The organism is Exiguobacterium sp. s131 (genome assembly GCF_018617345.1).
Lineage (GTDB): Bacteria > Bacillota > Bacilli > Exiguobacteriales > Exiguobacteriaceae > Exiguobacterium > Exiguobacterium profundum.
On sequence record NZ_JACSJX010000001.1, the window covers coordinates 1,325,765 to 1,349,011 of the forward strand.

Consider the following 23,247-nt stretch of genomic DNA (forward strand, 5'->3'; position numbering starts at 1 on the left):
CAAATTGAACTAAATAGGTCTTTAGACTCTTTTTTTGTTTGTTATTTTCTGAATATTGACATTAATCAGACACAAAGAGTACATTAACAACAAGCTCACACATTTTCCCATTTTTTTTTAACAGGAGGTTCACACAAATGAAAAAACGATCCATCCGTCGAACGACACTCGCGGCTCTCATGACATCTGCCATGACAGTCAGTATCGTTCCGGCAGCTGGTGCTGCACCCCTCTCGGTTGCACCATCAGTTCCGACAACGAGCGAGCTCGCTCCGTTCGACCACAACATCATCGATGAAGAGCGTCTCGCGAAAGCTCTCGAGAAACGTGGCGTCATCAAAAAAGGATTGTCCGCATCCGAACGCATGAAAGCAGTCGATGCGTATATCGCGAAAAAGCAAGGTGAAGCAAAAGATCCACATAAGCACGACGACAAAGTGAAAGAGAAGGCTTCAAAAGCAAAAGAGAAGATACATACTCAATTCGAAAAGGAATCAAAACGAATTCTTGATAAAGCGAAAAAAGGGCAAGGAAATTACCGTAAAGGGAAACCGAACGGTCAAGTAAAAGTATCTCCTGCCCAGCAATCTGCATACAACGGTTCGGTACGTGAAGATAAAGTCCTCGTTCTCCTCGTCGAGTACAGCGACTTCAAACACAATGACATCATCCAAGAGCCGGGCTATATGTACAGCAATAACTTCAGTAAAGAACATTACGAAAAGTATATGTTCGGTGATCAACAATTTGAACTCTTTAACGGTGAAAAGGTTCAAACGTTCAAACAATACTATGAAGAACAATCAGGCGGCAGTTATACGGTCGATGGTGAGGTTTCGGAGTGGTTGACCGTTCCGGGAACCGCGAAAGACTATGGAGCTGACAAAGGTGATGGCGGACATGATAACGTCGGACCGGGACCACGTCAACTCGTCAAAGATGCGTTGAATGCTGCGGTCGCATCTGGAATCGATTTGAAAGAACATGACCAATACGATCTATACGATTTGGATGGAGACGGTGACTTCAATGAGCCGGACGGTCTCGTTGACCACTTGATGATCATCCACGCTGGGACTGGCCAAGAAGCTGGTGGCGGTGCGCTCGGTGACGATGCGGTATGGTCACATCGCTGGGTTCTTGATGGTGTTTACCCAGTAGCCAATACAGAAGCTGCAGTTCCTTACTGGGGCGGGAAAATGGCTGCATATGATTACACGATTCAACCTGAAGATGGTGCGGTCGGCGTTTTCGCACACGAGTTCGGACATGACCTCGGTCTTCCAGATGAGTACGATACGCAGTACACAGGTCAAGGCGAACCGGTACAATCATGGTCGATCATGAGTGGCGGTAGCTGGGCCGGTAAAGTGGCTGGTACGGAGCCAACAAGCTTCTCACCACAAAACAAAGAGTACTTCCAAAAAATCATGGGTGGAAACTGGGCAAATATCTCAGAAGTCGACCTTGAAGACATCAACTCTCAAGGGTTCGTCGCACAACTCGACCAATCTGTGACGAAATCAAACAACCCAGGCATCGTCAAAGTCAACCTTCCTGATAAGAAGATTAAAGGAATCGAACCAGCTTATGGCGATCGCTACTATTACTCGACAAAAGGTGACGACATCCATACTGAGATGGCAACACCAGCTGTGAAACTCGGTGCGGACGGAGTCCTCGCATTCGACTCATTCTATGAAGTCGAATCTGACTATGATTACTTGTACATCAAAGCCCTCAGCGGTGGTCAAGAAGTCGTTCTCGATGTATTCGGTGACGACGTCAACGGCGCGAATGAAGCAGGCTACCCTGCTGAGACGACGAACGGTGCATGGGTCAACAAATCATACGACCTCTCACAATTCGCTGGTCAAGATGTTCAAATCGTCTTTGAATACGTGACAGACGGCGGCGTCGCTATGAAAGGCTTCGCAGTCGACAACTTGTCAATCAAATCAGAATCCGCAACACTCTTCGCAGATGATGCGGAAGGCGCTGAAGCCGTGACGCTCGATGGATTCGTCTCTTCAGACGGATACGATTCAAAACCACACTATTACTACCTCGAATGGCGTAACCACGCTGGGTCGGATATGGGTCTTCTCAACGGCCGCGGCGTGAAATACAACACTGGTCTTGTCGTGTGGTATGGTGATGACTCGTTCACAGATAACTGGGTCGGTGTTCACCCTGGTGAAGGATTCCTCGGTGTCGTCGATTCACATCCACAAGCGCTGATCGGTAACTTGAACGGTCAACAGACAGTCGCAGGTAGCACACGTTACCAAATTGCTGATGCGGCATTCAGTCTCGATAAGACGCTCGCTTGGTATATCGATTCACCGAGTCGTGGCGTGTACGATTACAAAGCACAGCCTGGCGTGAAGCAGTTCAATGATGCAAACTCTTACATCAACTCGCTCATTCCAGATGCAGGACGCAAACTTCCGCAATACGGTCTCGTCATTGACGTAGTCGGTGAAGCGAAAGACAACTCTGCAGGTGCCGTTTGGATCCGTACAAAATAAACATGTAGCATTCGACCTCCAGTCTTCCTCTATCGAAGATTGGAGGTCTTATTATTCTAAAAAAGCTTGAAAATGACGAATAATCTGTGTAACATAGTTGGTATAACGCCTCTGTAGGTTAGTGGCAGACCTCAGCAATGGTAATGCTGCAGCACGAGTTCGATTCTCGTCGGAGGCATCAACAATACCGCTCAACCAAGCGGTTCAGAGCACTTCCTGTTTATGACAGGAGGTGCTTTCTTTTTGCCCGTTCCCACTTTGTTCCCACTTTCTTATTTTTCATGTCGCGAATCACGGTTTGTCGAATCGATTTTTAGTTTGTCGAACGATTGCACTTAGCAGGGAGTTTCCAGAAGTACTTTTGATATAGAAGAGGGTTTTATAATTTTACGGTGTTTACCTGAGTGGACCTCCCCCCTCTCCTTGACATCACTTCCGTTCCTCTATAAACTTGAAAAGTTGAAATCATTGAATAGTTAGAGGAAGGAGCATGATTCATGCTAAACGAATGGTTATGGATTCCTTCTGCCATCCTTACACTCGGACTACTCATCCTCAGTTACAAGTTATTCGGACGAGTCGGCTTATATGCTTGGATTGCGATGGCTTCGGTCGTAGCAAACATCCAAGTCACGCAACAGATTGTAATTGGCGGATATATTTTCACGCTCGGTAACATCGTTTACGGTTCGCTCTACTTGGCAACCGATATTTTGAACGAAAAACATGGGCGAGTGGCTGCCCGTAAAGGCGTATGGCTCGGATTTTTCATCTTGATCGTCTCAACGGTACTCATGCAATATGCACTTTTATATGAGCCGTTTGAAGAGGCACTGTTCATGCATGAAAGCTTCGAGGCACTCTTCTCGATGCTGCCATTGATCACACTCGGTAGCCTTGCTGCCTATTTGGTCTCTCAATTGTTCGATGTCTTCGTCTATTCAAAGATCCGTGCAAAAACGGGCGAGAAGAAGCTTTGGCTTCGTACGACAGGTTCGACCGTCTTATCTCAACTGATTGATACATTCACGTTCTGCATCATCGCATTCTGGGGAATGGAATGGGACATTTGGTGGAACATCTTTATCACGACATACGTGGCAAAGTTTGTGATCGCTTGGATGGCGACACCGTTTATGTATTACGCAAAACGAACAAATCCACAAGACGAAACCGAACAGGATGCAGCATAAAGAAAAGCCGTAACTTCAACATGAAGTTACGGCTTTTCTTATGGTCGTTCAATCAGGATACGCACAGCATACGGACGGGCTTCTTCAATCGACGCCGACTCTCGACAGACGGTAATCGCTTTGAATGCATCAATCGCGACCGCCTCGATGGTATGATCGTTCGTTTCGACTTCAAGAATGGTATAAGCAGGTAAGCGCTCGAGTTTAACCCACTCCCCGTTACGTTTTTTTTCATAGATGACTGGTGTTTGAATCGAGTAACGTCGGAGTAAATCATGGACATTCATCTGATCTCCTCCCTATTCAAATCGTACATCCATTATAGAAAGCGCTTTCGAATTTGTAAAGCGAGTACACTATAATTTTATACAATCTTCCACTTCATTTTAAATTCAATTTTGCCGATAAAAGAAGTAAAGAAATGGGGTGAATTGATGCGTTATCGCCGCCAGGAGACGTTCCGCTATATCCTACCGAATCCCCGTACCATCCCTTATCGACTTGTATGGGAAGAAAAAGAACTCTATGATGGGGAAGGATTGCTCCTCAATGTGAGTTCTCATGGATTAAAATTGCGTTCGGACTACCTCTTCCCGCTCTCTGATGATTTACAGGTCCATTTTCTTTTCGACCTCGTTCCGACACTTCAACCGATCGAACTCATGGGACATGTCAGACACCGTGGCCAAACGGGCTCGCTGTATGATTATGGAATCATGCTTGATGTGAAAGCTGACGAAACTCAGCAACTCGTCACGATGATTAAAACGTATGCACGTGAAAATAAATGAGAACATGCGTCAGGCATCTTCTCATTTTTTCGTGTCTCCAAAAGAGGGTATACTACAACTATCAACCATTGACGAGGTGTTCGTATGACAAGAAAATTCTTATTGATTCCTTGGGGACTGGCAATTGCATTCGCCGTCATCGGTCCAAATGTCCCGTTCGACGGACGCTTTCTTCTCGATTTTGTGACTTATAATACCGAGGCGTACGAAGGCTATTCTCTATCGCTCTTTAGTATCTTAGGGGTGTTTCCCCTGGCGATGTTTCCACTTCTTTGGTCAGAAGTGAATCAGCTCAAACCGAATCCACTCATCGCCGCTGTCACCAGTTTTTTCGTTGGGGGATTTCTACTCGCTCCTTATTTGGCTTTTGCGAGACAGTCACCTTATCCGACCCCGGTCAAACCGCTGCCGACCCGTATCCTCGGCGTTGTGCTTTTACTGGTGACAATCGGGTTGTTCATCGCTGCAGCCAATACTGGAAATGTTGCAGAATACTGGTCCTATGTGGAGAACAATCAATTTGTTCGAACGATGACCGTCGATTTCTTTTTGTTGGCATTCATTCAAATTACGTTAATGAATCGGGACGCGAAACGCTATAAGATGAGCTTATGGCCGCTCCCCTATATCCCGTTGTTCGGTCTCATTTTTTGGCTCATGATTCGCCATCAAAAACCGTTCAACGAAGCACCTCCGAAGCGTGAACGTGCTGAAATGAAACATTGAGTACCCGTTTTCATCAAAAACGGCTATACTAGAAGTTAGTTTTTAATGAAGGAGACCATCACATGCGTTATTTCCAAGTCACTTCTTACGTGACTGTCAAGAATGAAGAGCTCGAATTCAATGAATATGTAAAAGTTCCAAACCAAAAAGTCGATCAATTTTTGAAAGACACATTGGAACTAGATTTATACGATGACCAAGTGACATTGCGCGAATGTGTTGTCGAAAAAGGGAAGTGGGAATGCCCAGTCGGTGATTTTGTCATCACGGAACATATGAACGAGAAATCATTCAATCGGCTACAAAATAGCCGCTCTGTAAAGTCAACATCATAAACCAACTCAAAAAGATCCTCCTAGCTTATTTCAGCTAGGAGGATCTTTTACCTGTTACACGCTTTATTCGTTCGATTCTTCCTCTGGATCAGGGTCAGGATGCTGTGTCGGAGCCGGTTTTTTCGCCGGGTTCGATTCATCATCCGGTAGCGGATCCGGGTGAACCCCTGGTTGTGATTCGTCACGCTTCATCGTATCCCTCCTTCATGTTTACTCCACTTGTTTAACCTTTTTTCACATGAATGAAACGTATCAGTGTATATTCCGGTTGCCGATGACACGTCTGGAGATCGCCTTCTCAATTTCAACAATGATAAAGACGACGGCACCAAATGCCACTGGATAAATCCAATCTTCCCACGTTAATGGAGCGGTACCGAATAACGTGTGCATAAACGGTACGTACGTGATGAACAATTGTAGGGCAATGAGTAAGGCCGATACGAGAAACGCAATCTTATTGTCAAAGAAATGTCGGTTGAATGCAGGTGCCAACTCCGTACGGCAGTTGTACAAGTGGAAGAGCTGGGCCATGACGATGGCATTCAAGGTAATCGTTTGTAATTTCTCGGTCGAGTAGTCGAAATCTCCGAGCATATAGTTGATCCATAAACTACCGCCCCCGATAATAATTGAAACGAAGGTGACGCGGAAAATATAGTATCGGCTGAGTAGCGGCACATTGGCCGGACGTGGCGGTCGTTTCATCGTACTCTCTTCGAGTGGTTCGAAAGCGATTGCTAAAGAGAGAGTAATCGCGACAACCATGTTGACCCATAAAATCTGCACAGGACTGAGCGGTGCAGCCGCTCCGAGCAAGATACTCATTGCCACAAGCAACGCTTGACCTCCGTTTGTCGGAAGCAAGAAGAGAATGGTTTTCTTCAGGTTATCGTACACCCGTCGTCCTTCTCGTACGGCGTTATAGATCGTTTTGAAGTTGTCATCGACAAGAACCATCTGAGATGCTTCTTTCGCTACTTCCGTCCCTTTAATCCCCATTGCCACACCAATGTCAGCACGTTTTAAGGCAGGTGCGTCGTTCACACCATCTCCTGTCATCGATGTAATCAGACCGTTCTCTTGCAATCCTTTGACGAGACGAAGCTTGTCGTTAGGGCTGGTCCGTGCGAATACATCGTTATGAACGGAAGCCTCTTTGATTTCTTCATCTGTCATATCTGTCAATTCACGACCTTCGAGGGCGCCTTCCACTTCCATGCCCAGTTCTTTTGCAATCGCGACAGCGGTATCTTTATGGTCTCCCGTGATCATTTTAATTCGAATCCCAGCATCACGACACGCGGCGACCGCATCGATGGCTTCTTGTCGAGGTGGATCGACGATTCCGAACAATCCGAGGAAAGTTAGACCATCTTCAACATCTTCATGGTCGATTGACGCTTTTGAACTGTCGACACGTTTCAAGCCTGCACCGAGAACGCGTTGACCGCGGTCTGCGATCTCTTTTCGTTTTTCATCCCAATAGTCTTGTTTAAAGTCTTCAGACAATGCCATATCAAAGAGTCGGTCCGGGGCACCTTTGACGAAAATCATTCGCTCTCCTTTGTAATCGACGAGCGTCGCCATGTATTTATATTCAGAATCGAACGGGATCTTCGAAATGACTTTTAAACGTTCGATCGGGCGCTCAGCCTTCTCAGCGACGGTCAACAGACAAGCCTCGGTTGGATCACCGTTAATGACCCAGTCCCCGTCTTCTTCATTCAACTGCGCATCGTTACATGTTTTCCCAACGGTTAACAGGTCGATCATCGACTCGTCATCGTCCAAGTCAAACGGTTGACCATTCAATTCGAGATCTCCATTCGGAGCATATCCGCTACCCGAGACTTCGATATCATGGTTCGCTGTCACGATTTGTTTGACGGTCATCTCATTCTTTGTCAATGTACCTGTTTTATCCGTACAAATGACAGATACAGCACCAAGCGTTTCGACAGATGGTAGACTTCGCACAATCGCTTTTTGTTCGGCCATATTTCGTACACCGAGCGCCAAAATGATGGAGATGACGGCAGGCAATCCTTCAGGAATTGCCGCAACGGCAAGACCGATTGTCGTCAGCATCAATTCGACCGGCTCATAATCCCGTAAAAAGTAGCCGAACGCATAAATCACGACGGAGATGATCAAGATGGCGATGGACACCGTTTGACCAAACTTGGTCGTCTGTCGAATCAGTGGGGTTTTGACGGTCTGCACTTCTGAGATTGAAGCGTTGATTTGGCCGAGCTCCGTCCCTTCACCGATGGCTGTCACGATAGCTTTTGCACTTCCCGTCGCGACACTCGTTCCTGAGTACACCATGTTTTTCCGGTCGGCCAACACCGATTCTTCTTTCACGACGTCTGATTTTTTCTCGACAGTCGTCGCCTCTCCCGTTAAGGCCGATTCCTCGACCTTAAACTTTTCGGCTTGCACGACACGGGCATCGGCCGGCACTTTATCACCGGCAGCAAGCACAAGCACATCCCCGACGACCAGGTCACTCGAGTCGATTTCGGATTGCTTGCCGTTTCGAACGACGGTCGCCTTTGTTTCTAACAATTTTTTGATTCCTTCTAGCGCCTCTTCGGCCTTATTCTCTTGAAGATATCCGACGACGCCGATAATCGTGACGACTAAAACGATGACGATCGTATCGATGTACTCCCCTAAGAATCCTGTGACGACGGCAGCCGCTAACAAGACGTACACGAGAACATCATTGAATTGTCTTAGAAATTTTATAATTTCAGGGGTTTTCTCTTTCTCCGGCAATACGTTTTTGCCGAATTCGTCTTGACGACTTGTGACACTTTCTGTTGTAAGACCTGATTCAAGATCAGTCTCCACATGGGTTCGCACCTCATCTACTTCGAGCGCATGCCACGGTCTGTCTTCCTTCTGCATAATTCATCCTCCTCGACCAATACTTTTTGAAAAGTCTTTCCCCTATCTGTTCCCAATCTCATGCGGCTCGACACGTGCAAACTTGTAGAATTGATGTCATTTTTCAAAGAAAACGCTTTCTTAATTTGGAATTTCTAATTGTAACCGGTATCATTGTTCAATTTTAATTTTTCTTTTGAATATGGCTTTACAGAAGTCTTTCTATGCATGAATATAGAATAAATTATGAATAAATAGAGATAGAAAGAAGGAAGAGTTTATGGTCATTATTCAAGGAATCGCACTTTTACTGCTCATCCTCGCCTTGTTCACATTATTTAGTTATAAGGCGCCTTTTGGAATGAAGGCGATGGGAGCATTGGCCGGTGCTGCAATCGCGAGTTTCCTCGTCGAAGCGTTCAACGCGTATGCAATCGGCGGATTGCTGCCACTTCCTCTTTATGAAGAAGTAGGTCAAGCGGCTGGCGCTTTGTCAGGTCCTGCCGCTGCGGCTCTTGTCGCCATCGCACTTGGAATCAACCCCGTCTATAGTTTGATGATCGGGTTGTCTGTATCGGGATTCGGAATCCTTCCTGGCTTTTTTGCAGGATATCTTTTGGCTTTGGCTGGCACTCGAATCAATCGCTATCTGCCGACCGGCGTCGATATGATTTTCTACGTCATCGTGATGGCACCGCTCGCCCGTCTCGTCGCGACAGGGGTAGACCCACTCGTGACAAACACACTTGAACAGATTGGAGCTGTCATCGAACTGGCAGCAACACAAAATCCGGTCGTCATGGGTCTCGTCTTAGGAGGGATCGTCACGGTCGTATCAACGTCGCCTCTCAGTTCGATGGCCTTGACGGCGATGCTCGGTTTGACCGGGGTCCCGATGGCGATTGCCGCGCTCGCGTTGACCGCGTCCATCTCAATGAATTACTTGTTGTTCCGTCAATTGAAAATCGGAACAAAGAAAGATCAACTCTCTGTCGCCATCGAACCGTTGACGCAAGCTGACCTCATTTCTGCTAACCCGATTCCGATTTACAGTGTCAACTTTGTCGGTGGAGCCATCGCCGGATTGATTGTCGCCATGACCGGTATGATCAACGATGCGCCAGGTTCGGCAGCCGGGATTCCGGGACTTCTAGTCATGTATGGTTTCAACGATTGGCAAACGGTCACCTTCACAGCCGTCGTGCTATTCATCCTTGGGATCGGTTTCGGCTTGATCGGAAGCCGTTTGTTCAAAAATTTCCCGATTGTCCGTCATACGGAAAAAGTCGAATCGACAGAAGAAGATGCGGCCTAATTAAAAAATCGATGCACGCTCGAACGAATTATTCGGTGGCATCGATTTTTTATTATGACTCGTATGATTGTTCTTACAATAGAGAAGTGTCGACACGTTCACAAAGAAATCATCGCACGTTCTTTCCAATTGTGAATTGATCACCGGTTTAGTAAATCAACGAAAAAGCGTGTCAATCTACCGTGATGACTGTTCCTGTCTCACTGGATTTACGAGCAAGTTCAATCAAGTAGGTTGTCAATGTTGCATCTTTTAATGAAACGACGGGTTGCCGTACCTCATAACTATAAGCTAACTGTTGATAATACGCAAAATAACTACCTTTCTCGATTTGAATGGACGAAACCTCTTCTTTGGATAATACGCCAGTCTCTATAAGGTCACTTTCTAACTTTCCTTGCTTCAGAGCATCTTCTTGAGGATCAAGTCCATATTTCAAGAAACTTCCTTGCGTACCATGCACTTCAAACCGAGGTGTTTCTCCGGCGATGAATGGGTTCGAACGAAGGTATACTCGCTTCTCACCGTAATAGAATGTCAGATGAAACCCATCATCGGATTGGCCACCATCTCGTTGAATCATCACATCTGCTTGAATACGATCTGGCTTTCCAAACAAGGCTAGAGTCTGGTCAATCAGATGACTTCCTAAGTCGAATAAAATACCGGAACCTGGTCCTCCATTTTCACGCCACCGGTCACGTACATTCGGACGGAAACGATCAAATCGAGATTCAACGACCTTCCAGTCTCCTAACTCGTTCGAATCAAGTAACGACTTAACCGTCAAGAAGTCTCCGTCGTAACGACGGTTTTGATAAACGTTGACGATGCCCTTCGATTTCGCTTCAAGTTCCATCAACTCATATCCTTCTTCCGTTGTCAGGAATGCGGGTTTTTCGACGAGCACATCTTTTCCTGCCTCAAGACATGCGACGATCATCTCTTTATGTAAATGCGACGGTGTCGTGATGACATATAGAGAAGCATCCGATTGAAGCGCCTCGTCTAATGTCGCATATACCGTGGCATCAGGTAATTCAGCCTGCACTTCTTCCGGGCGCGATGACACGACACCACTCACTTCAAATGAATCGATTGCCTTTAAGAACGGTAAATGGAACGTGTTTGCCGAGAATCCGAATCCCACCAAAATGGTTTTAGTCATATAAAACCCCTCCTTTTCGCTGTTGATAGTATAACAAAAAAAGGGTCAAATGACCCTTATGCACTCATGCTCTCATCCAATCTGTATTCGAACGTATTGTACCCGTTTCGTGAATCGACAAAGACGAAACCGAAACGTGGATAATAATCATTTAGAAATTCATTGTCAGCGACACAATCAAGACGAATTGGTTCATCTTCATCGGCTTCCTCTAAGACATGCTCCATGAGCTGCTGTCCGACGCCTTGCCCTTTTAGCTTTTCGCTGACGACGATTCGATGGATATATTGCCCTCGCTCACTGTCATCCCATAAGTTATCATCCCACTCATCTGGAGGTAACAATGCGATTGAAGCTAAAATTTGTTCGCCATCTTCAAAGACATATACACTGCCTTCTACAATGTCAGTGCGCACACGCTTTACGAGGTCCTGTTCCAAATATTCGGTCCATTGGTCGCTTCCTTGTTCATTTAGCGCTACGGCTCGTTGTTCGATTAGGTTCGCGATGTGTTGGGCATCGCGCTTCGTCGCGAGTCGAATCATAACGTCCTCCTTTAGTTATACAGTATTTGAAATACAAATATAACGGAGAACCGCATGCCTTTCAACCATCCTGCTCACTCGTGAAAATCAAACGGAGTGACGTCTCCATCGTTCAATTGATAACTATACGTCAACGTCGCATTGAGGCTATGCGATACAGAACAATAACGCTCAACGGACAATTCGATGGCACGCCGAACTCGTTCTTCCGATAACTCGCCTTTCAGGATATACAAGATGTGAATGGCTGTAAAGCGTTTCGGGTGATCGGTCGCCCGCACCCCATCGATTTTCATTTCGAATGCTTCAATTGGCTGGCGCATCTTATGCAGAATCGACACGATATCGATTCCTGTGCAGGATGCGGTCGCGTGAAGCAACATTTCTGTCGGACGAGGTCCTGTATCGAGCCCACCGACATCATCCGCCGCATCAAGGATCACCGTGTGTCCTGATGGCGTATGTGTTTCAAACGCCATCCCTTTCTTCCATACGACTTCCATGTTCATCATCTTCTCCCCCTATTTCATTTGATAGCATCCTATTCCCTCATTTAATGTATGATTAAGCTATGAATCGATTATAAAGGGGTGTATGTCGTTGGATTGGTCTATGATTTTCAGTTGGGGACTTTATATCGTCCTCGGGTTAAACATGTTGTTCGCACTCGCCGTCATCTTCGCCGAAAGACGTGACGTCGGTGCGACCTGGGCCTGGCTGCTTGTCCTGTTTTTCTTACCAGTGCTCGGCTTCATCGTCTATCTCTTCCTAGGGCGACAACTTAAGAAGGATAACTTCTATAATTTAAGTGTAGAAGAACGTTCCTTCCATTCGCTTCAAGTCGAAGCGCAACTTGAACAAATTCATACGCGCCAAACCCAGCTCGCGCAGCCGCTGTTTGAAAAGTATGACCAACTGCTTCAAATGAACTTACGATCTTCTAAATCGTTGATCAGTGTACATAACCGTTCCCTCATCTTGCACGACGGCGAACAAAAGTTCAAAGCGCTGATGGATGACATTCGCTCGGCCGAGACGGAGATCAATATTCAATATTACATCATCCAGCGTGACGCTCTCGGTCAGGCACTGTTGAAAGAGTTGATCGAGCGTGCGAAAGCCGGTGTCAAAGTTCGACTCCTCTACGATGCGGTCGGCTCACGTAGTCTTCGGAACTCGGACTTTAAAGAGTTGATTGCGAACGATGGCGAGGTGCGTGTCTTCTTCCCACCGACACTCGGGATCATCAACTTCAAGTTGAACAACCGAAATCACCGAAAGGTCGTCATCATCGATGGGAAAATCGGCTATGTCGGTGGATTCAATGTCGGTACCGAGTATTTAGGTTTAGTCGAAAAATTTGGCTATTGGCGTGACACGCACCTGCGTGTCGAAGGAGATGTCGTCTACAATCTACAACACCGATTCATATTGGACTGGAATTATTCTGGTCACCGTAAACATGATCCTGAAAATGCCTTCTGCTTTGCGCGACATGACATTAAAGAAAATTCTCCGATGCAAATCGTCACGAGTGGTCCAAACTCGGATACGGAACATTTGAAGAATATGATGATCAAGATGATCATGTCTGCCAAGCGACGGGTCGTCATTCAAACGCCTTATTTCATTCCAGACACAAGCTTTATGGACGCTTGCAAAATGGCCCTCCATTCTGGCGTCCAGATGGACATCATGATCCCTGGAAAACCGGACCATCCATTCGTCATGTGGGCGTCCCTCTCGTTCCTTGGGGAACTCCTCGACTACGGGGCAAACGTCTATCTGTATGATGAAGGGTTTCTCCACGCGAAGACGCTCGTCGTCGATGATGAGATTGCGACCGTCGGGACGACGAACTTGGACGCTCGAAGCTTCCGTCTCAATTTTGAAGTGAACGCACTTATCTATGATGAGCGGGTCGCACTCGAACTCGTTTCTTTATTCGAGACCGATACGGCGGTCAGTCGCACGTATACGATGGAAGACTATGAAAAGCGGAAATGGACAGTACGTGCTCGGGAGGGTGTCTCACGACTCCTCAGTCCGATTTTATAACGAAAGAAGCAGAGCTCGGTGCTCTGCTTCTTTTTCATTTTACAGTTTGAACCGCGAGACGAGGTCTTGTAACTCCTCGGCCATGGTCGCGAGTGCTTTTGCTGACTGCGATACTTCTTCAATCGATTTCAATTGATCATCGGTCGTTGCCGCCACTTGCTTCGAGACACTCGAATTCTCATCGGCGATGTCGGCGATTTGTGATGCCGTCGCTGCCACTTCCTGAACGTTTGCTGCAATCTCCTCGACGGTTGCGGTCACGTCTTCAATCCGTGGCGTCATTGCCACTGTCCGCTCCTTGATTTTCTCGAATCGGTCTGCTGTCATCTCAGATGACGCCAACCCTGCTTTCGTATGAGTAGATACTTCCTGCATCAACTGTACAGACTGTTCAGTCTCATGCTTGATTCGATCAATCAACGCCGCAATTTGTTTCGTCGACTGTTGTGACTGTTCTGCTAGTTTACGCACCTCGCTCGCAACGACCGCGAATCCTTTGCCGTTCTCACCCGCACGTGCCGCTTCAATGGCAGCGTTCAAGGCTAACAGGTTCGTCTGTTCAGCGATTCCATTGATGACCGTGACGATTTCTCCAATTTCGTTTGAGCGACGTGCCAATGAGTGAATGACACCCTCGAATGTCACGACAGACGCATCGATCGCCTGCATCTGCTTCACGTTCTCTTTCACGGTCGTCGAACCGTCTTCCGCCTCATTCGAGGTTTCGCGTGAAAGTTCAGAAACGTCCATTGAACTCTCTGAGATTCGCATGATGCCCGATGTGATCGCTTGGAGCGATGTCGCATTGTCGTCGAGTTGTCGCTTCGAGCCATCGGCGCTGACTGCCATTTGATCAACTGAACGGGCAATCTGTTCCGACGAGGCCGTATTGTGAGCCGAATTGGCCATCAATTCTTGTGACGATGCGGCCACTTGACTGATTGAATCATCGAGACGGAGTAATACCATACGAAGTGAATCGCTCATTTCGTTAAAACTCTCTGAAACACGCCCGATTTCGTCGTTCGATAAGACGGTGATTGGCTCTGTTAAATCACCTGATTTGATCCGTTCTGCTCCCTCTGTCAATAAACGCAACGGACGTAAGATGGAACGGAGGACAAAGTAGAGAAGAATGGCTGCAATCCCGAACATCCCGATGATGACGAATCCAGTTGTCCAAAGAATCCCGACTGTCTCGTCTTGAATCTCACCGTCATATAACGTTCCGGCAATTTTCCATCCGGTGATTGGGTTCGTCACGAATGCTTTCTCCACGCCTTCCCCATTCTCCGATACAGACAGAGTCCCTTCTTCCTTGGAAAAGAGCGAATCTGTCCAAGATTCATCAATCTTTTCACCGACAGCCGTCGACGGATGAATGACGACTTGTTCTGCCTGGTCGAAGATGGCAACGTATCCTTCTTTCCCGATTTGAATTGTGGATGCCACTTCAGCGATATCGTTCACATCGACGTCAACGGCGACCACACCACTACCGTCTGAAGTCTTCTTCGAAACCGTGATCATCATTTTTTGAGAGGCGGCATCGACGTACGGATTCGTGATGGCAACATCTTGTCCACTTGCTTCAGCCGCTTCATACCATGGACGAGTTCGTGGGTCATATCCTTCTGGCAATTCCTGTTCAGGATAGATCGTCATCGCGCCTTCCGTTGAAGCAAAGTAGATGTTCGTCACTTTTGGATGTGTCTCCAAATACTCGGTAAACTTCTCTGCTAACGCTTGATTCGCTTCTCCCTCACCATAAATGGAACTATCAATCCGATTCGCAAAAAATGAGATGTCCGTTTGAATCGGTTCGATGAGGTTTGTGACCTCGTTGTTCATCCCGTCTACCCCCGAATTGGCGGACTGGATCATTTGAGATTCGATTTTACCTTTCGCCTGCGAATAGGCGACGATTCCAATCAATGTGGCTGGAATAAGTAATAATAGAACGGATAAGACAATCAATTTTTGCTTGATACTAATGGTGCGCTTCTGTTTCATAAAACATCTCCTAACCCGAATAAAATGTTCAAGCGAGTTCGATGAGTCGAATCCCCCTTGGGTTATTCATCATATCGGTCAAAAGTCATTAAATCTGAAGAATTGATTGAATTATTCGAAAATTATTTTTCGGAAACTGAAATGGAGTTTCACCGTTGTGTTCGATTGAACAAATCATACTATTCGTATTTAGTTAAAATTTGAGTTACCAAATCGGAAGAGGGAGTCACATGATGAATTCATTATTGGAAGAAATCAAATCCTATAAAGATCAGTTCAAACAAAATGCACCTGCCGAGAAGCAACGATTGATGGCTCAGGCGACTCAAGAATTGAAAGATTCAGGCATCGCATCAGGGTTAACAGTTGTAGATCAAGCGCCGTCGTTTGAATTGCCTCACGCGGACGGGACAACCGTCAATTTGAAAACGCTCCATGAAAATGGACCAGTCATCGTCACATTTTACCGAGATGGATGGTGCCCATACTGTAACCTCGAGCTCCGCGCTTACCTGCGCGAATTGGCAACGATTCAAGAAAAAGGCGCGACTCTTGTCGCCATCAGTCCTGAGACGCCGGATTATTCCCTTTCGACGAAAGAAAAGAATGAACTTGATTTTTATGTATTGAGTGATGTTGATAATATTGTCGCACGTCAATTCGACCTCGACTTTGACATGCCAGATTATTTGATTGATATTTATAAAGCCTCGGGATTAAATGTAGATGCACATAACGGGAAAGAAGATTGGCAGTTGCCGAAACCGGCCACGTTCTTCATCCAATCTGATGGAACGATTTCGTTCAGTGATGTGCCTGCTGACTATACAGAACGTGTCGACCCGAAAACGGTTATTGAAAAATTGTAAATTAAAGGAGATGACGCGCATCATCTCCTTTTCTATTCACTTATTTCGTTTATTGTCTTACAAACTCCTCGTGCAATATCGAGTACACCATGCTATCGGTCCATTCATTCTTATTCCAATAGTCTCTCAAGAAATGAGCTTCATTTCTCATTCCAACCCGTTCGCATAATTTTTGGGAAGCTACATTTCTGGCGTCGAGATTAGCTTGTACCCTATGTAGATTGAGCTTTGTGAACAACTCCCTTAGCAATCCGCTCACTGCCTCCGTCGCATATCCTTTTCCTGAATGTGAATCAGAAAAACAATACCCGATCTCTACCGTATCTTTCATACCCGTGTACCAAACTGTGAGATCCCCAATCACTTCATCTTGATATACGACTGCTAAATTCAACGTACTAGTCTCGGTAAGAATAGAATTTGTTAGTTTTTTTATCAAATTCTTTCTTTCTGTTTTCAGACGTCCATGGCTCATGCAAAAGATATCTGCATACTTCTGGTTTTGTATACATTTCGAATGTAGCATGCAAGTCTTTCTCCATAAATGGTCTGATTTCTAAACGCTCAGTGGTAAATTTCACGTCGACTCCTCCCTTACATTTGATCGCGTAACTCTCCTCCGGTTCACGACCTATGAGGACATGATAAATTGCTCCACTCGCTTGAGAAGTGTTTCAAGTAACCGTAGTGACCGGTATGTCTCTCCTGTGTACTCGAGGCTATGATTCATCTCCTTGACAATCTCGAGTTCGGTCAAGGCCAGATGTTCAAGACGCTTCATTCTCTCATCTACATAATGTTGGTCCGCCGTTCCTATGAGAATCATCTGTTGTCCTTTATGAGACTGGATCGCTTCATATATGTCGTCTTGTTTCAACAAAGGTGTCAACCAAACGAGTTTGGCATCATGAAACACGTTTCGGGTGAGTTCACTTGCCATCGCAACCGTACCGAGCGATTTTCCGACGATGATGTATTGTTGAACGGAATCAGTATGTAGGATTTGATCGATGACGAGTCGAACATCATCAACAATTGCCTTATTTACATCGACTGAATCGTACCGCTCGTCGCGATAGTTATAGTTGACTTCGAGAACGTTCAACCCATTCTCTATGCACAATCCAGTCGTATAGCGAAACATTGGAGAATCATTTGTATATCCGTATCCGGGCAACAAAATCACGAGTGTGTCGGATGACGAATCAGGCTGCAGGTACGAATACGGGACGGGTATTCCGTTTTTCCCAATGACGTGACCATCTGTTACTTCATACATGCTGTCTCCTCAATTCTGCAAGAGCTGCGTTTCATGGTGATGAATCATCGTTCCAATGCCCTCTCCTTCGAGAATACGATGAATGGCGTTCCGCTCCTTGAAGTCGAACAAGTGAATCGGCAAACCGTGATCTCTCGCGAGAAGCAATGCCGATTGATCCATCACTTTCAAATCATTCGAAATGACATCGTTATAGTGAAGGGTTTCAAATTGACGAGCGTCCGAATCCAAACGAGGATCGCGGTCATATACGCCGGAGACACCGTTCTTTGCCACGAACAAGGCATCACATCCCACTTCGATGGCACGCTGAACAGCAGGATAGTCTGAAGAAACGAACGGTTGACCGTTACCGCCTGCAAAAATGACGATATATCCTTTTTTCAAATGATTGATGGCTCGAAGTTGAATGTACGGCTCGGCTACGCTCGGCATTGGAATCGATGTCATGACACGCACTTCTCGAGTCGTATCTCGTTTCAAGATTCCACGTAGCATCAATGAGTTCATGACCGTCCCGAGCGTTCCGATACTGTCAGCCTCCACTCGATTAATCCCCCACGCTTCTGCTTGATTCCCGCGAAAGAGATTTCCCCCGCCGACCATGATACATACTTCGACCCCGCTTTTTGCGAGTGACAATATTTCTTCAGCTATCAGGCTGAGGCTCATTTCGTCAAAGTTATCCGTTCCATCACCAGCTAGAGCGGCTCCACTTAACTTGATACAAATTTTTCGGTGCTTCAATGTCTCCCAACCCTTCATTTGGAATTTTTTGTTCAATTCAGTATAGAAGAGTTTATATAATGGAACAACACTATTTTTAATTGATTCATAAGGACATTTCTTTATATTTCTTGTAAAACTCATCGAACATATAAAGTCCACCGATCTCTTCATCGATAAACGTGTACAAAGACATTTCAAAGTCCGAAGGTTGTCTTTCGGTGAAACACTCTTTTACTCTAAGTAAGCCTTCTTTTATATACAGCTTTCCCTTTTCGATATTCTCGTTTGAGATATAGTACCGTCCAAGATTAAGATGGTAACGAGGAAATTCTGGGTACTCTGCAATTGCCTTTAACAGATACGGTTCATACTGATCTGGACGTTCGAATTGATGTAGATGAGCCATTGAATAGTAGAAGATCCCTTTTTATTTAGCATCCATTTCACTCAACAAAAAAAGACTGTAGAACATTCTACAGTCTCTAAGCTCAGGCTCCCATGATGGAGTCGTGACGGGTCGTTTCCCAACCGTACGCCACTTCGCGGAGCATCAATTCACCAAACTCTCGATCTTTCTGGTCGATGACCTGCCCTTGTTTTCGTTCATAAAACGTGCGGAACGGATTCATCTCAAGCGCCCAGATCAAGAGTCCTGCCTCACACATCGATTGCACGGCATGCTCAAGGAGAGCGGACCCGATTCCGTTCCCTTGATGGTTCTCTAAAATATAAATGGCATATACTTCATTCGTGTGGTCTGGGTACTCTCCTGTCCGTTCTTCTCCGTATAGGATGAAGCCCACAATCTCGTCCTCGACAATCGCCACAAAGCCGGCTACTTCTTGCCGACGAAGGGCGGTCCGCAAACGTTCTGCCCATTCGATGGAACCGGACGAAACTTTCAATAAATACTCAGTCGGCACGATTCCCCGATAGGTCGTACGCCATCCGTTCACACGCACTCTCGCAATCCCATACACATCATCTGGTTTGGCGACCCGAATGTCCAATGTGACCCCCTCCTCACCCGAAGCTTTACAAATAGTTTACCACAAATCCCCAACTTGCAATCCGAGATTATGTGAAAATTGAACGGACATCCACAACAAAAAAGACGTCACCTTTAGATAAAGGCGACGTCTTTTATTACGTTATGCAACTTCTTTAGATTGGACTGGTGTAGAAGTTGTTAACGGTTTTTTCAAGAACGAGAGGAGCAATGCTCCGACCACCGCACCTGCCAAGATGGCGAGTGCATAGAGGCCCATACTCACAGCGACGTTTCCAGCTCCTTCAAGAAGTGGGAAGACGAAGATCCCACCGTGTGGCGCTGGTAATTGAATCGTGAAGAATGCGGATAATCCTCCTGCGATGGCAGATCCGAGAATCGCTGATGGAAGAACGCGAATCGGGTCCGCAGCCGCGAATGGGATTGCCGCTTCCGTGATGAACGAGGCTCCCATGATATAAGCAGTTTTTCCTGCTTCGCGCTCTTGTTTCGAGAACTTTTGACGAGCGAAGACTGTTGATGCGAGTGCGACGAGGAGTGGTGGTACCATCCCTCCAGCCATGACGGCTGCCATGACTTCTTGGTTACCCGCTGTAAGTGCTGCCGTACCGAAGACGTACGCTGTCTTGTTGATCGGACCACCCATATCGACTGCCATCATCCCACCGACGATGACACCAAGAAGGATGGCGTTCGCGCCACTCATACTGTTCAACGTATCCATCAACCATGTCATGAGTGCTGCAATCGGTTCGTTGACGACGAGTAACATGATCATCCCGGAGATGAACGAGCCGAGTAGCGGATACAAGAGGACTGGCTTGATCCCTTCAAGTGAAGCAGGCAATTTTGCGAGTGCTTTTTTCAAGAAGAGGACGACATAACCGGCCAAGAAACCGGCGATGAGACCACCGAGGAATCCGGCGTTCCCTTGACTTGCAAGTACCCCTGCCACGAGACCTGGTGCGAGACCTGGGCGATCGGCAATCGACATCGCGATGAAACCGGCGAGAATCGGAACGAGGAAGCCGAATGCAGCTCCACCGATCGTCATCAACTGTGCTGCAAATTCATTGTAAGACGGGTCATCCGGGTTAGCAGAGTTGATGCCCCAGAAAAAGCTGATGGCAATCAAGAGACCACCTGCGACAACGAGTGGAAGCATCGCAGATACCCCGCTCATCAAGTGTTTGTACACACCTGTACGTTGCTCTTTCGAAGCGCCACCTGATGTTTTCGAAGCCTCATATACCGGCGCATCTTGTTTCACCGCACGATTGATGAGTTCTTCAGGTTTCCGAATCCCTTGTGCGACCGGAACTTCGATGACTCGTTTACCAGCGAAACGATCCATTTCAACAGCCTTGTCCGCTGCAACGATGATCGCTGTCGCCCGGTCGATATCCGCACGTGTCAATTCATTTTTTACACCAGTCGATCCGTTCGTTTCGACTTTAATATCGACGCCCATCGCTTCCGCTTTTTGCTTCAAGCTATCTGCTGCCATATACGTATGAGCGATTCCTGTCGGGCAAGCCGTGACCGCTAAAATGAACGGTGCATCTTCATTCGTCGGTTTGACGACTTCCGGCTTCGCTTCTGCCGCTTCTTTTTCTTCGATGGCACGAATGACATCGCTTTCAGAAGTGGCTGCATAGAGACGCTCTTGGAATGCAGGGTCCATCAAGTAAACTGAAAGTTTAGAGAGTGTTTCAAGGTGTTCATTATTCGCGTTTTCTCCTGCCGCAATCATGAAGAAGAGGCGGCTCGGTTGTCCGTCTAACGCTTCGTAGTCGACTCCTTCCGACCGACCGAACGCGATTGCTGGCGTTTTGACAGCACTCGTTTTCGCGTGAGGAATGGCAATCCCTTCTCCGAGGCCGGTCGTGCTCTCGCTTTCACGTTTTAGGATTGCATCGCGATAACCGTTGCGGTCGGATAGTTTACCAGCGCGATCGAGGACATCGACAAGTTCTTCGATGACCTCACGCTTAGAACTCGCGCGTAGATTCAATTGAATCGTGTCGCGTTGGAGCAAGTCCGTGATTTTCATGTTGTTTCCTCCATTCGTTTCAGTGGTGTGAGTTGTACTTGATCGATCAAGCGATCGATCTCTTGTTTTGAACATAGGCCGAATGTATAAGCAGATGCGCTTCCTGTCGTGACCGCGTATCGAAATGCTTCTTGTTCACCTTTTTCTTTCACATTCGCGACAAATCCGGCGACGAGTGAATCTCCTGCACCAACCGAGTTCACCAGTTTCCCGACCGGTGTGTTCGCTGTGACGGCTCCGTCCTTGTTAACAAGTAGTGCCCCGTCTCCCGCAAAGGAGATGATGACGTTTTTCGCCCCGCGTTTGACGAGCTGTTCGGCATATGGAAGAGCTTCTTCAAACGTTTCGATCTCGGTATCAAACAATTCACCTAATTCATGGTGGTTCGGTTTGATCATGAGTGGTTCGAGGGCGAGCACCTCGAGCATGGCGTCTTTCGTTGTATCGACGACAAATTCAGCACCTTTTTCGCGAATCGATTCGGCAATGGTCCGATATAGCGAGTCTGGTAGGTTGCTCGGGATACTACCCGCGAGGACGACAATATCACCTTCTTGAACTTGGTCGAACTTGGCCGTCAACAGTTCGAGCTCACCATCCGTGATATTCGGTCCGCTCGCATTCAGTTCTGTTTCCTCTTTCGCTCGAATCTTGACGTTGATCCGGGTGTTCCCGTTCACCTCTACGAAATCGGTGTGTACACCGTGATCGACGAGTGACTTTTTAATGAAGTCACCGGTCGTCCCACCGATGAAACCAAGTGCCTTCGTTTCTTGTGCATATTCCCGAAGAACGATGGAGACGTTGATTCCTTTACCGCCTGCGCGCTCCGTCGTCTCTTCGATTCGGTTCACTTCTCCTAGATGTACTTCAGGTAATGTTACGTAGTAATCAATAGAAGGGTTGAGTGTTAACGTGTAAATCATTTCGCATTCACCACCTTTGTGATTGTTTGGATGGAACTCATTGACTCACTGCTTGATGTGATCAACTGTGCGGCATCTAACGTCGCGACTCGGCTGAACGTTCGTTTCCCGATCTTCGATGCGTCCGCGAGTACGAACGAGGTTTGTGCCAATTCGATTGCCGTTTTTTTGACAAGCGCTTCTTCTGGGTCCGGGGTCGTGTAACCCGCTTCAAGGTCGATTCCATTCATTCCGAGAAAGGCGAGGTCGACACGATAATTCATCATGCTCTCGCGTGCGTTATACCCAACCAATGCCTGGGTGGAACGCTTTAATTCTCCGCCAATCACAAACGTCTTAATATCAAGATCAAATAATTCATTCGCAATCGGTAGACTGTTTGTGACGACGACAATCTTTTTCCCTTCTAAAAACGGAACCATCGCCTGAGTGGTTGTACCGGCATCTAAATAAATCGACATCCCGTCTTCGATGAACGTTGCGGCCTTCCGTGCAATCGCAACTTTTTCATCTACGAACCGGTCTCGTTTTTCTTCAAATGTCGGTTCCTCATCTGGAGTCGCAATGAGCGTTGCGCCTCCGTGAACCCTTGCCAGATACCCTTCCGCTTCAAGGTCCGTCAAATCTCGACGAATCGTCGACTCGGATGAATCCGTTAAATCAACCAATTCTTTTAATTTGACGACCTTCTGTTCAGATAAGCGTTGCAAAATCAACTGATGTCGTTGTTTCGTTAACATCTTGTTCCCTCCATACGTCTAATATAAAGCGTTTTCATTATAAAAACAACTAAAATCATTCAAAAACCTTCA

At 46.7% G+C, this 23,247-nt stretch carries 21 protein-coding genes, 1 tRNA gene and 1 pseudogene; 9 read left to right on the forward strand and 14 right to left on the reverse strand.

Going from position 1 to position 23,247, the window contains the following annotated elements; genetic code table 11:
* The first annotated feature begins 137 nt into the window (after positions 1 to 137).
* The 3 genes from KNO69_RS06900 to KNO69_RS06910 all read left to right on the forward strand — a co-directional run bounded on the left by KNO69_RS06900 (position 138) and on the right by KNO69_RS06910 (position 3,724).
* Positions 138 to 2,531 carry an immune inhibitor A domain-containing protein gene (locus KNO69_RS06900; protein ID WP_214816989.1) on the forward strand — a complete coding sequence of 798 codons (2,394 nt, stop codon included), beginning with the start codon at positions 138 to 140 and terminating at the stop codon, positions 2,529 to 2,531.
* 107 nt (positions 2,532 to 2,638) lie between these two features.
* Positions 2,639 to 2,709 (forward strand) — tRNA-Thr (locus tag KNO69_RS06905).
* A gap of 319 nt (positions 2,710 to 3,028) precedes the next feature.
* Positions 3,029 to 3,724, forward strand: coding sequence for a queuosine precursor transporter (locus tag KNO69_RS06910; protein ID WP_214816992.1), 696 nt, complete (start codon positions 3,029 to 3,031; stop codon positions 3,722 to 3,724).
* A gap of 38 nt (positions 3,725 to 3,762) precedes the next feature.
* On the opposite strand, the gene KNO69_RS06915 is transcribed toward KNO69_RS06910, so the two are convergent.
* On the reverse strand, positions 3,763 to 4,011 hold the full coding sequence (locus tag KNO69_RS06915) for a hypothetical protein (protein ID WP_078146856.1): 249 nt from the start codon (positions 4,009 to 4,011) through the stop codon (positions 3,763 to 3,765).
* Between the two features lie 147 nt (positions 4,012 to 4,158).
* Here KNO69_RS06915 and KNO69_RS06920 point away from each other — a divergent pair, with 147 nt between their 5' ends.
* From KNO69_RS06920 to KNO69_RS06930, 3 genes are all read left to right on the forward strand, one after another.
* A complete protein-coding gene (locus KNO69_RS06920) occupies positions 4,159 to 4,515 on the forward strand; it encodes a PilZ domain-containing protein (protein WP_012726233.1) in 357 nt (118 codons plus the stop codon).
* An 84-nt stretch (positions 4,516 to 4,599) separates the two neighbouring features.
* Complete coding sequence (locus KNO69_RS06925; protein ID WP_078146855.1) at positions 4,600 to 5,241, forward strand: hypothetical protein; 642 nt, start codon at positions 4,600 to 4,602, stop codon at positions 5,239 to 5,241.
* Positions 5,242 to 5,303: 62 nt separating this feature from the next.
* Positions 5,304 to 5,576 (forward strand): hypothetical protein, encoded by a 273-nt coding sequence (locus tag KNO69_RS06930; protein WP_078146854.1) that lies wholly within the window; start codon positions 5,304 to 5,306, stop codon positions 5,574 to 5,576.
* Between the two features lie 63 nt (positions 5,577 to 5,639).
* On the opposite strand, the gene KNO69_RS15405 is transcribed toward KNO69_RS06930, so the two are convergent.
* Positions 5,640 to 5,768, reverse strand: coding sequence for a hypothetical protein (locus KNO69_RS15405; RefSeq protein ID WP_256363520.1), 129 nt, complete (start codon positions 5,766 to 5,768; stop codon positions 5,640 to 5,642).
* 60 nt (positions 5,769 to 5,828) lie between these two features.
* Positions 5,829 to 8,492: a cation-transporting P-type ATPase gene (locus KNO69_RS06935; RefSeq protein WP_078146853.1), complete on the reverse strand. Its 2,664-nt coding sequence runs from the start codon at positions 8,490 to 8,492 to the stop codon at positions 5,829 to 5,831.
* A 259-nt stretch (positions 8,493 to 8,751) separates the two neighbouring features.
* Here KNO69_RS06935 and KNO69_RS06940 point away from each other — a divergent pair, with 259 nt between their 5' ends.
* Positions 8,752 to 9,786 (forward strand): PTS sugar transporter subunit IIC, encoded by a 1,035-nt coding sequence (locus tag KNO69_RS06940; RefSeq protein WP_159562249.1) that lies wholly within the window; start codon positions 8,752 to 8,754, stop codon positions 9,784 to 9,786.
* A 172-nt stretch (positions 9,787 to 9,958) separates the two neighbouring features.
* Here the strand turns inward: KNO69_RS06940 and KNO69_RS06945 are convergent, their stop codons facing one another.
* From KNO69_RS06945 to KNO69_RS06955, 3 genes are all read right to left on the reverse strand, one after another.
* Positions 9,959 to 10,954 carry a Gfo/Idh/MocA family protein gene (locus tag KNO69_RS06945; RefSeq protein WP_214816994.1) on the reverse strand — a complete coding sequence of 332 codons (996 nt, stop codon included), beginning with the start codon at positions 10,952 to 10,954 and terminating at the stop codon, positions 9,959 to 9,961.
* 56 nt (positions 10,955 to 11,010) lie between these two features.
* Positions 11,011 to 11,499, reverse strand: coding sequence for a GNAT family N-acetyltransferase (locus KNO69_RS06950; RefSeq protein ID WP_078146850.1), 489 nt, complete (start codon positions 11,497 to 11,499; stop codon positions 11,011 to 11,013).
* Positions 11,500 to 11,573: 74 nt separating this feature from the next.
* Positions 11,574 to 12,008 (reverse strand): OsmC family protein, encoded by a 435-nt coding sequence (locus tag KNO69_RS06955; protein WP_074037078.1) that lies wholly within the window; start codon positions 12,006 to 12,008, stop codon positions 11,574 to 11,576.
* Positions 12,009 to 12,093: 85 nt separating this feature from the next.
* Here KNO69_RS06955 and cls point away from each other — a divergent pair, with 85 nt between their 5' ends.
* Positions 12,094 to 13,557, forward strand: a complete 1,464-nt coding sequence (gene cls / locus KNO69_RS06960) for a cardiolipin synthase (RefSeq protein WP_441316663.1) — start codon at positions 12,094 to 12,096, stop codon at positions 13,555 to 13,557.
* Positions 13,558 to 13,596: 39 nt separating this feature from the next.
* On the opposite strand, the gene KNO69_RS06965 is transcribed toward cls, so the two are convergent.
* Complete coding sequence (locus tag KNO69_RS06965) at positions 13,597 to 15,570, reverse strand: methyl-accepting chemotaxis protein (RefSeq protein WP_214816996.1); 1,974 nt, start codon at positions 15,568 to 15,570, stop codon at positions 13,597 to 13,599.
* Positions 15,571 to 15,803: 233 nt separating this feature from the next.
* Between KNO69_RS06965 and KNO69_RS06970 the strand changes: the two genes are divergently transcribed.
* On the forward strand, positions 15,804 to 16,439 hold the full coding sequence (locus tag KNO69_RS06970; protein ID WP_214816998.1) for a peroxiredoxin-like family protein: 636 nt from the start codon (positions 15,804 to 15,806) through the stop codon (positions 16,437 to 16,439).
* Between the two features lie 49 nt (positions 16,440 to 16,488).
* Here KNO69_RS06970 and KNO69_RS06975 read toward each other — a convergent pair.
* The 7 genes and pseudogenes from KNO69_RS06975 to KNO69_RS07005 form a co-directional block, all read right to left on the reverse strand.
* A pseudogene (locus KNO69_RS06975) lies at positions 16,489 to 17,020 on the reverse strand (GNAT family N-acetyltransferase).
* A gap of 50 nt (positions 17,021 to 17,070) precedes the next feature.
* On the reverse strand, positions 17,071 to 17,718 hold the full coding sequence (locus KNO69_RS06980) for an alpha/beta family hydrolase (RefSeq protein WP_078146845.1): 648 nt from the start codon (positions 17,716 to 17,718) through the stop codon (positions 17,071 to 17,073).
* 9 nt (positions 17,719 to 17,727) lie between these two features.
* Positions 17,728 to 18,483: a UMP kinase gene (pyrH, locus tag KNO69_RS06985; RefSeq protein WP_214817000.1), complete on the reverse strand. Its 756-nt coding sequence runs from the start codon at positions 18,481 to 18,483 to the stop codon at positions 17,728 to 17,730.
* 452 nt (positions 18,484 to 18,935) lie between these two features.
* Positions 18,936 to 19,457: a GNAT family N-acetyltransferase gene (locus KNO69_RS06990; protein WP_159562242.1), complete on the reverse strand. Its 522-nt coding sequence runs from the start codon at positions 19,455 to 19,457 to the stop codon at positions 18,936 to 18,938.
* 141 nt (positions 19,458 to 19,598) lie between these two features.
* The gene (locus KNO69_RS06995) at positions 19,599 to 21,509 is read right to left on the reverse strand and encodes a PTS fructose transporter subunit IIABC (protein WP_214817002.1); all 1,911 of its coding nucleotides are present in this window, start codon (positions 21,507 to 21,509) and stop codon (positions 19,599 to 19,601) included.
* Positions 21,506 to 22,435 (reverse strand): 1-phosphofructokinase, encoded by a 930-nt coding sequence (gene pfkB, locus KNO69_RS07000; protein ID WP_214817005.1) that lies wholly within the window; start codon positions 22,433 to 22,435, stop codon positions 21,506 to 21,508. Before pfkB ends, KNO69_RS06995 begins: the two co-directional genes overlap by 4 nt.
* Positions 22,432 to 23,175, reverse strand: coding sequence for a DeoR/GlpR family DNA-binding transcription regulator (locus KNO69_RS07005; RefSeq protein ID WP_078146840.1), 744 nt, complete (start codon positions 23,173 to 23,175; stop codon positions 22,432 to 22,434). Before KNO69_RS07005 ends, pfkB begins: the two co-directional genes overlap by 4 nt.
* Positions 23,176 to 23,247: the final 72 nt, after the last annotated feature.

Coding starts and splice junctions, on each gene's coding strand:
- KNO69_RS06925 (WP_078146855.1), top strand. CDS start 4,600: ATGACAAGAAAATTCTTATTGATTCCTTGGGGACTGGCAATTGCATTC.
- KNO69_RS06950 (WP_078146850.1), bottom strand. CDS start 11,499: ATGATTCGACTCGCGACGAAGCGCGATGCCCAACACATCGCGAACCTA.
- KNO69_RS06910 (WP_214816992.1), top strand. CDS start 3,029: ATGCTAAACGAATGGTTATGGATTCCTTCTGCCATCCTTACACTCGGA.
- KNO69_RS06980 (WP_078146845.1), bottom strand. CDS start 17,718: ATGTATGAAGTAACAGATGGTCACGTCATTGGGAAAAACGGAATACCC.
- KNO69_RS06940 (WP_159562249.1), top strand. CDS start 8,752: ATGGTCATTATTCAAGGAATCGCACTTTTACTGCTCATCCTCGCCTTG.
- KNO69_RS06935 (WP_078146853.1), bottom strand. CDS start 8,492: ATGCAGAAGGAAGACAGACCGTGGCATGCGCTCGAAGTAGATGAGGTG.
- pfkB (WP_214817005.1), bottom strand. CDS start 22,435: ATGATTTACACGTTAACACTCAACCCTTCTATTGATTACTACGTAACA.
- KNO69_RS06930 (WP_078146854.1), top strand. CDS start 5,304: ATGCGTTATTTCCAAGTCACTTCTTACGTGACTGTCAAGAATGAAGAG.
- KNO69_RS06970 (WP_214816998.1), top strand. CDS start 15,804: ATGAATTCATTATTGGAAGAAATCAAATCCTATAAAGATCAGTTCAAA.
- KNO69_RS06945 (WP_214816994.1), bottom strand. CDS start 10,954: ATGACTAAAACCATTTTGGTGGGATTCGGATTCTCGGCAAACACGTTC.
- KNO69_RS06955 (WP_074037078.1), bottom strand. CDS start 12,008: ATGAACATGGAAGTCGTATGGAAGAAAGGGATGGCGTTTGAAACACAT.
- cls (WP_441316663.1), top strand. CDS start 12,094: ATGTCGTTGGATTGGTCTATGATTTTCAGTTGGGGACTTTATATCGTC.
- KNO69_RS06915 (WP_078146856.1), bottom strand. CDS start 4,011: ATGAATGTCCATGATTTACTCCGACGTTACTCGATTCAAACACCAGTC.
- KNO69_RS15405 (WP_256363520.1), bottom strand. CDS start 5,768: ATGAAGCGTGACGAATCACAACCAGGGGTTCACCCGGATCCGCTACCG.
- KNO69_RS07005 (WP_078146840.1), bottom strand. CDS start 23,175: ATGTTAACGAAACAACGACATCAGTTGATTTTGCAACGCTTATCTGAA.
- KNO69_RS06900 (WP_214816989.1), top strand. CDS start 138: ATGAAAAAACGATCCATCCGTCGAACGACACTCGCGGCTCTCATGACA.
- pyrH (WP_214817000.1), bottom strand. CDS start 18,483: ATGAAGGGTTGGGAGACATTGAAGCACCGAAAAATTTGTATCAAGTTA.
- KNO69_RS06920 (WP_012726233.1), top strand. CDS start 4,159: ATGCGTTATCGCCGCCAGGAGACGTTCCGCTATATCCTACCGAATCCC.
- KNO69_RS06995 (WP_214817002.1), bottom strand. CDS start 21,509: ATGAAAATCACGGACTTGCTCCAACGCGACACGATTCAATTGAATCTA.
- KNO69_RS06965 (WP_214816996.1), bottom strand. CDS start 15,570: ATGAAACAGAAGCGCACCATTAGTATCAAGCAAAAATTGATTGTCTTA.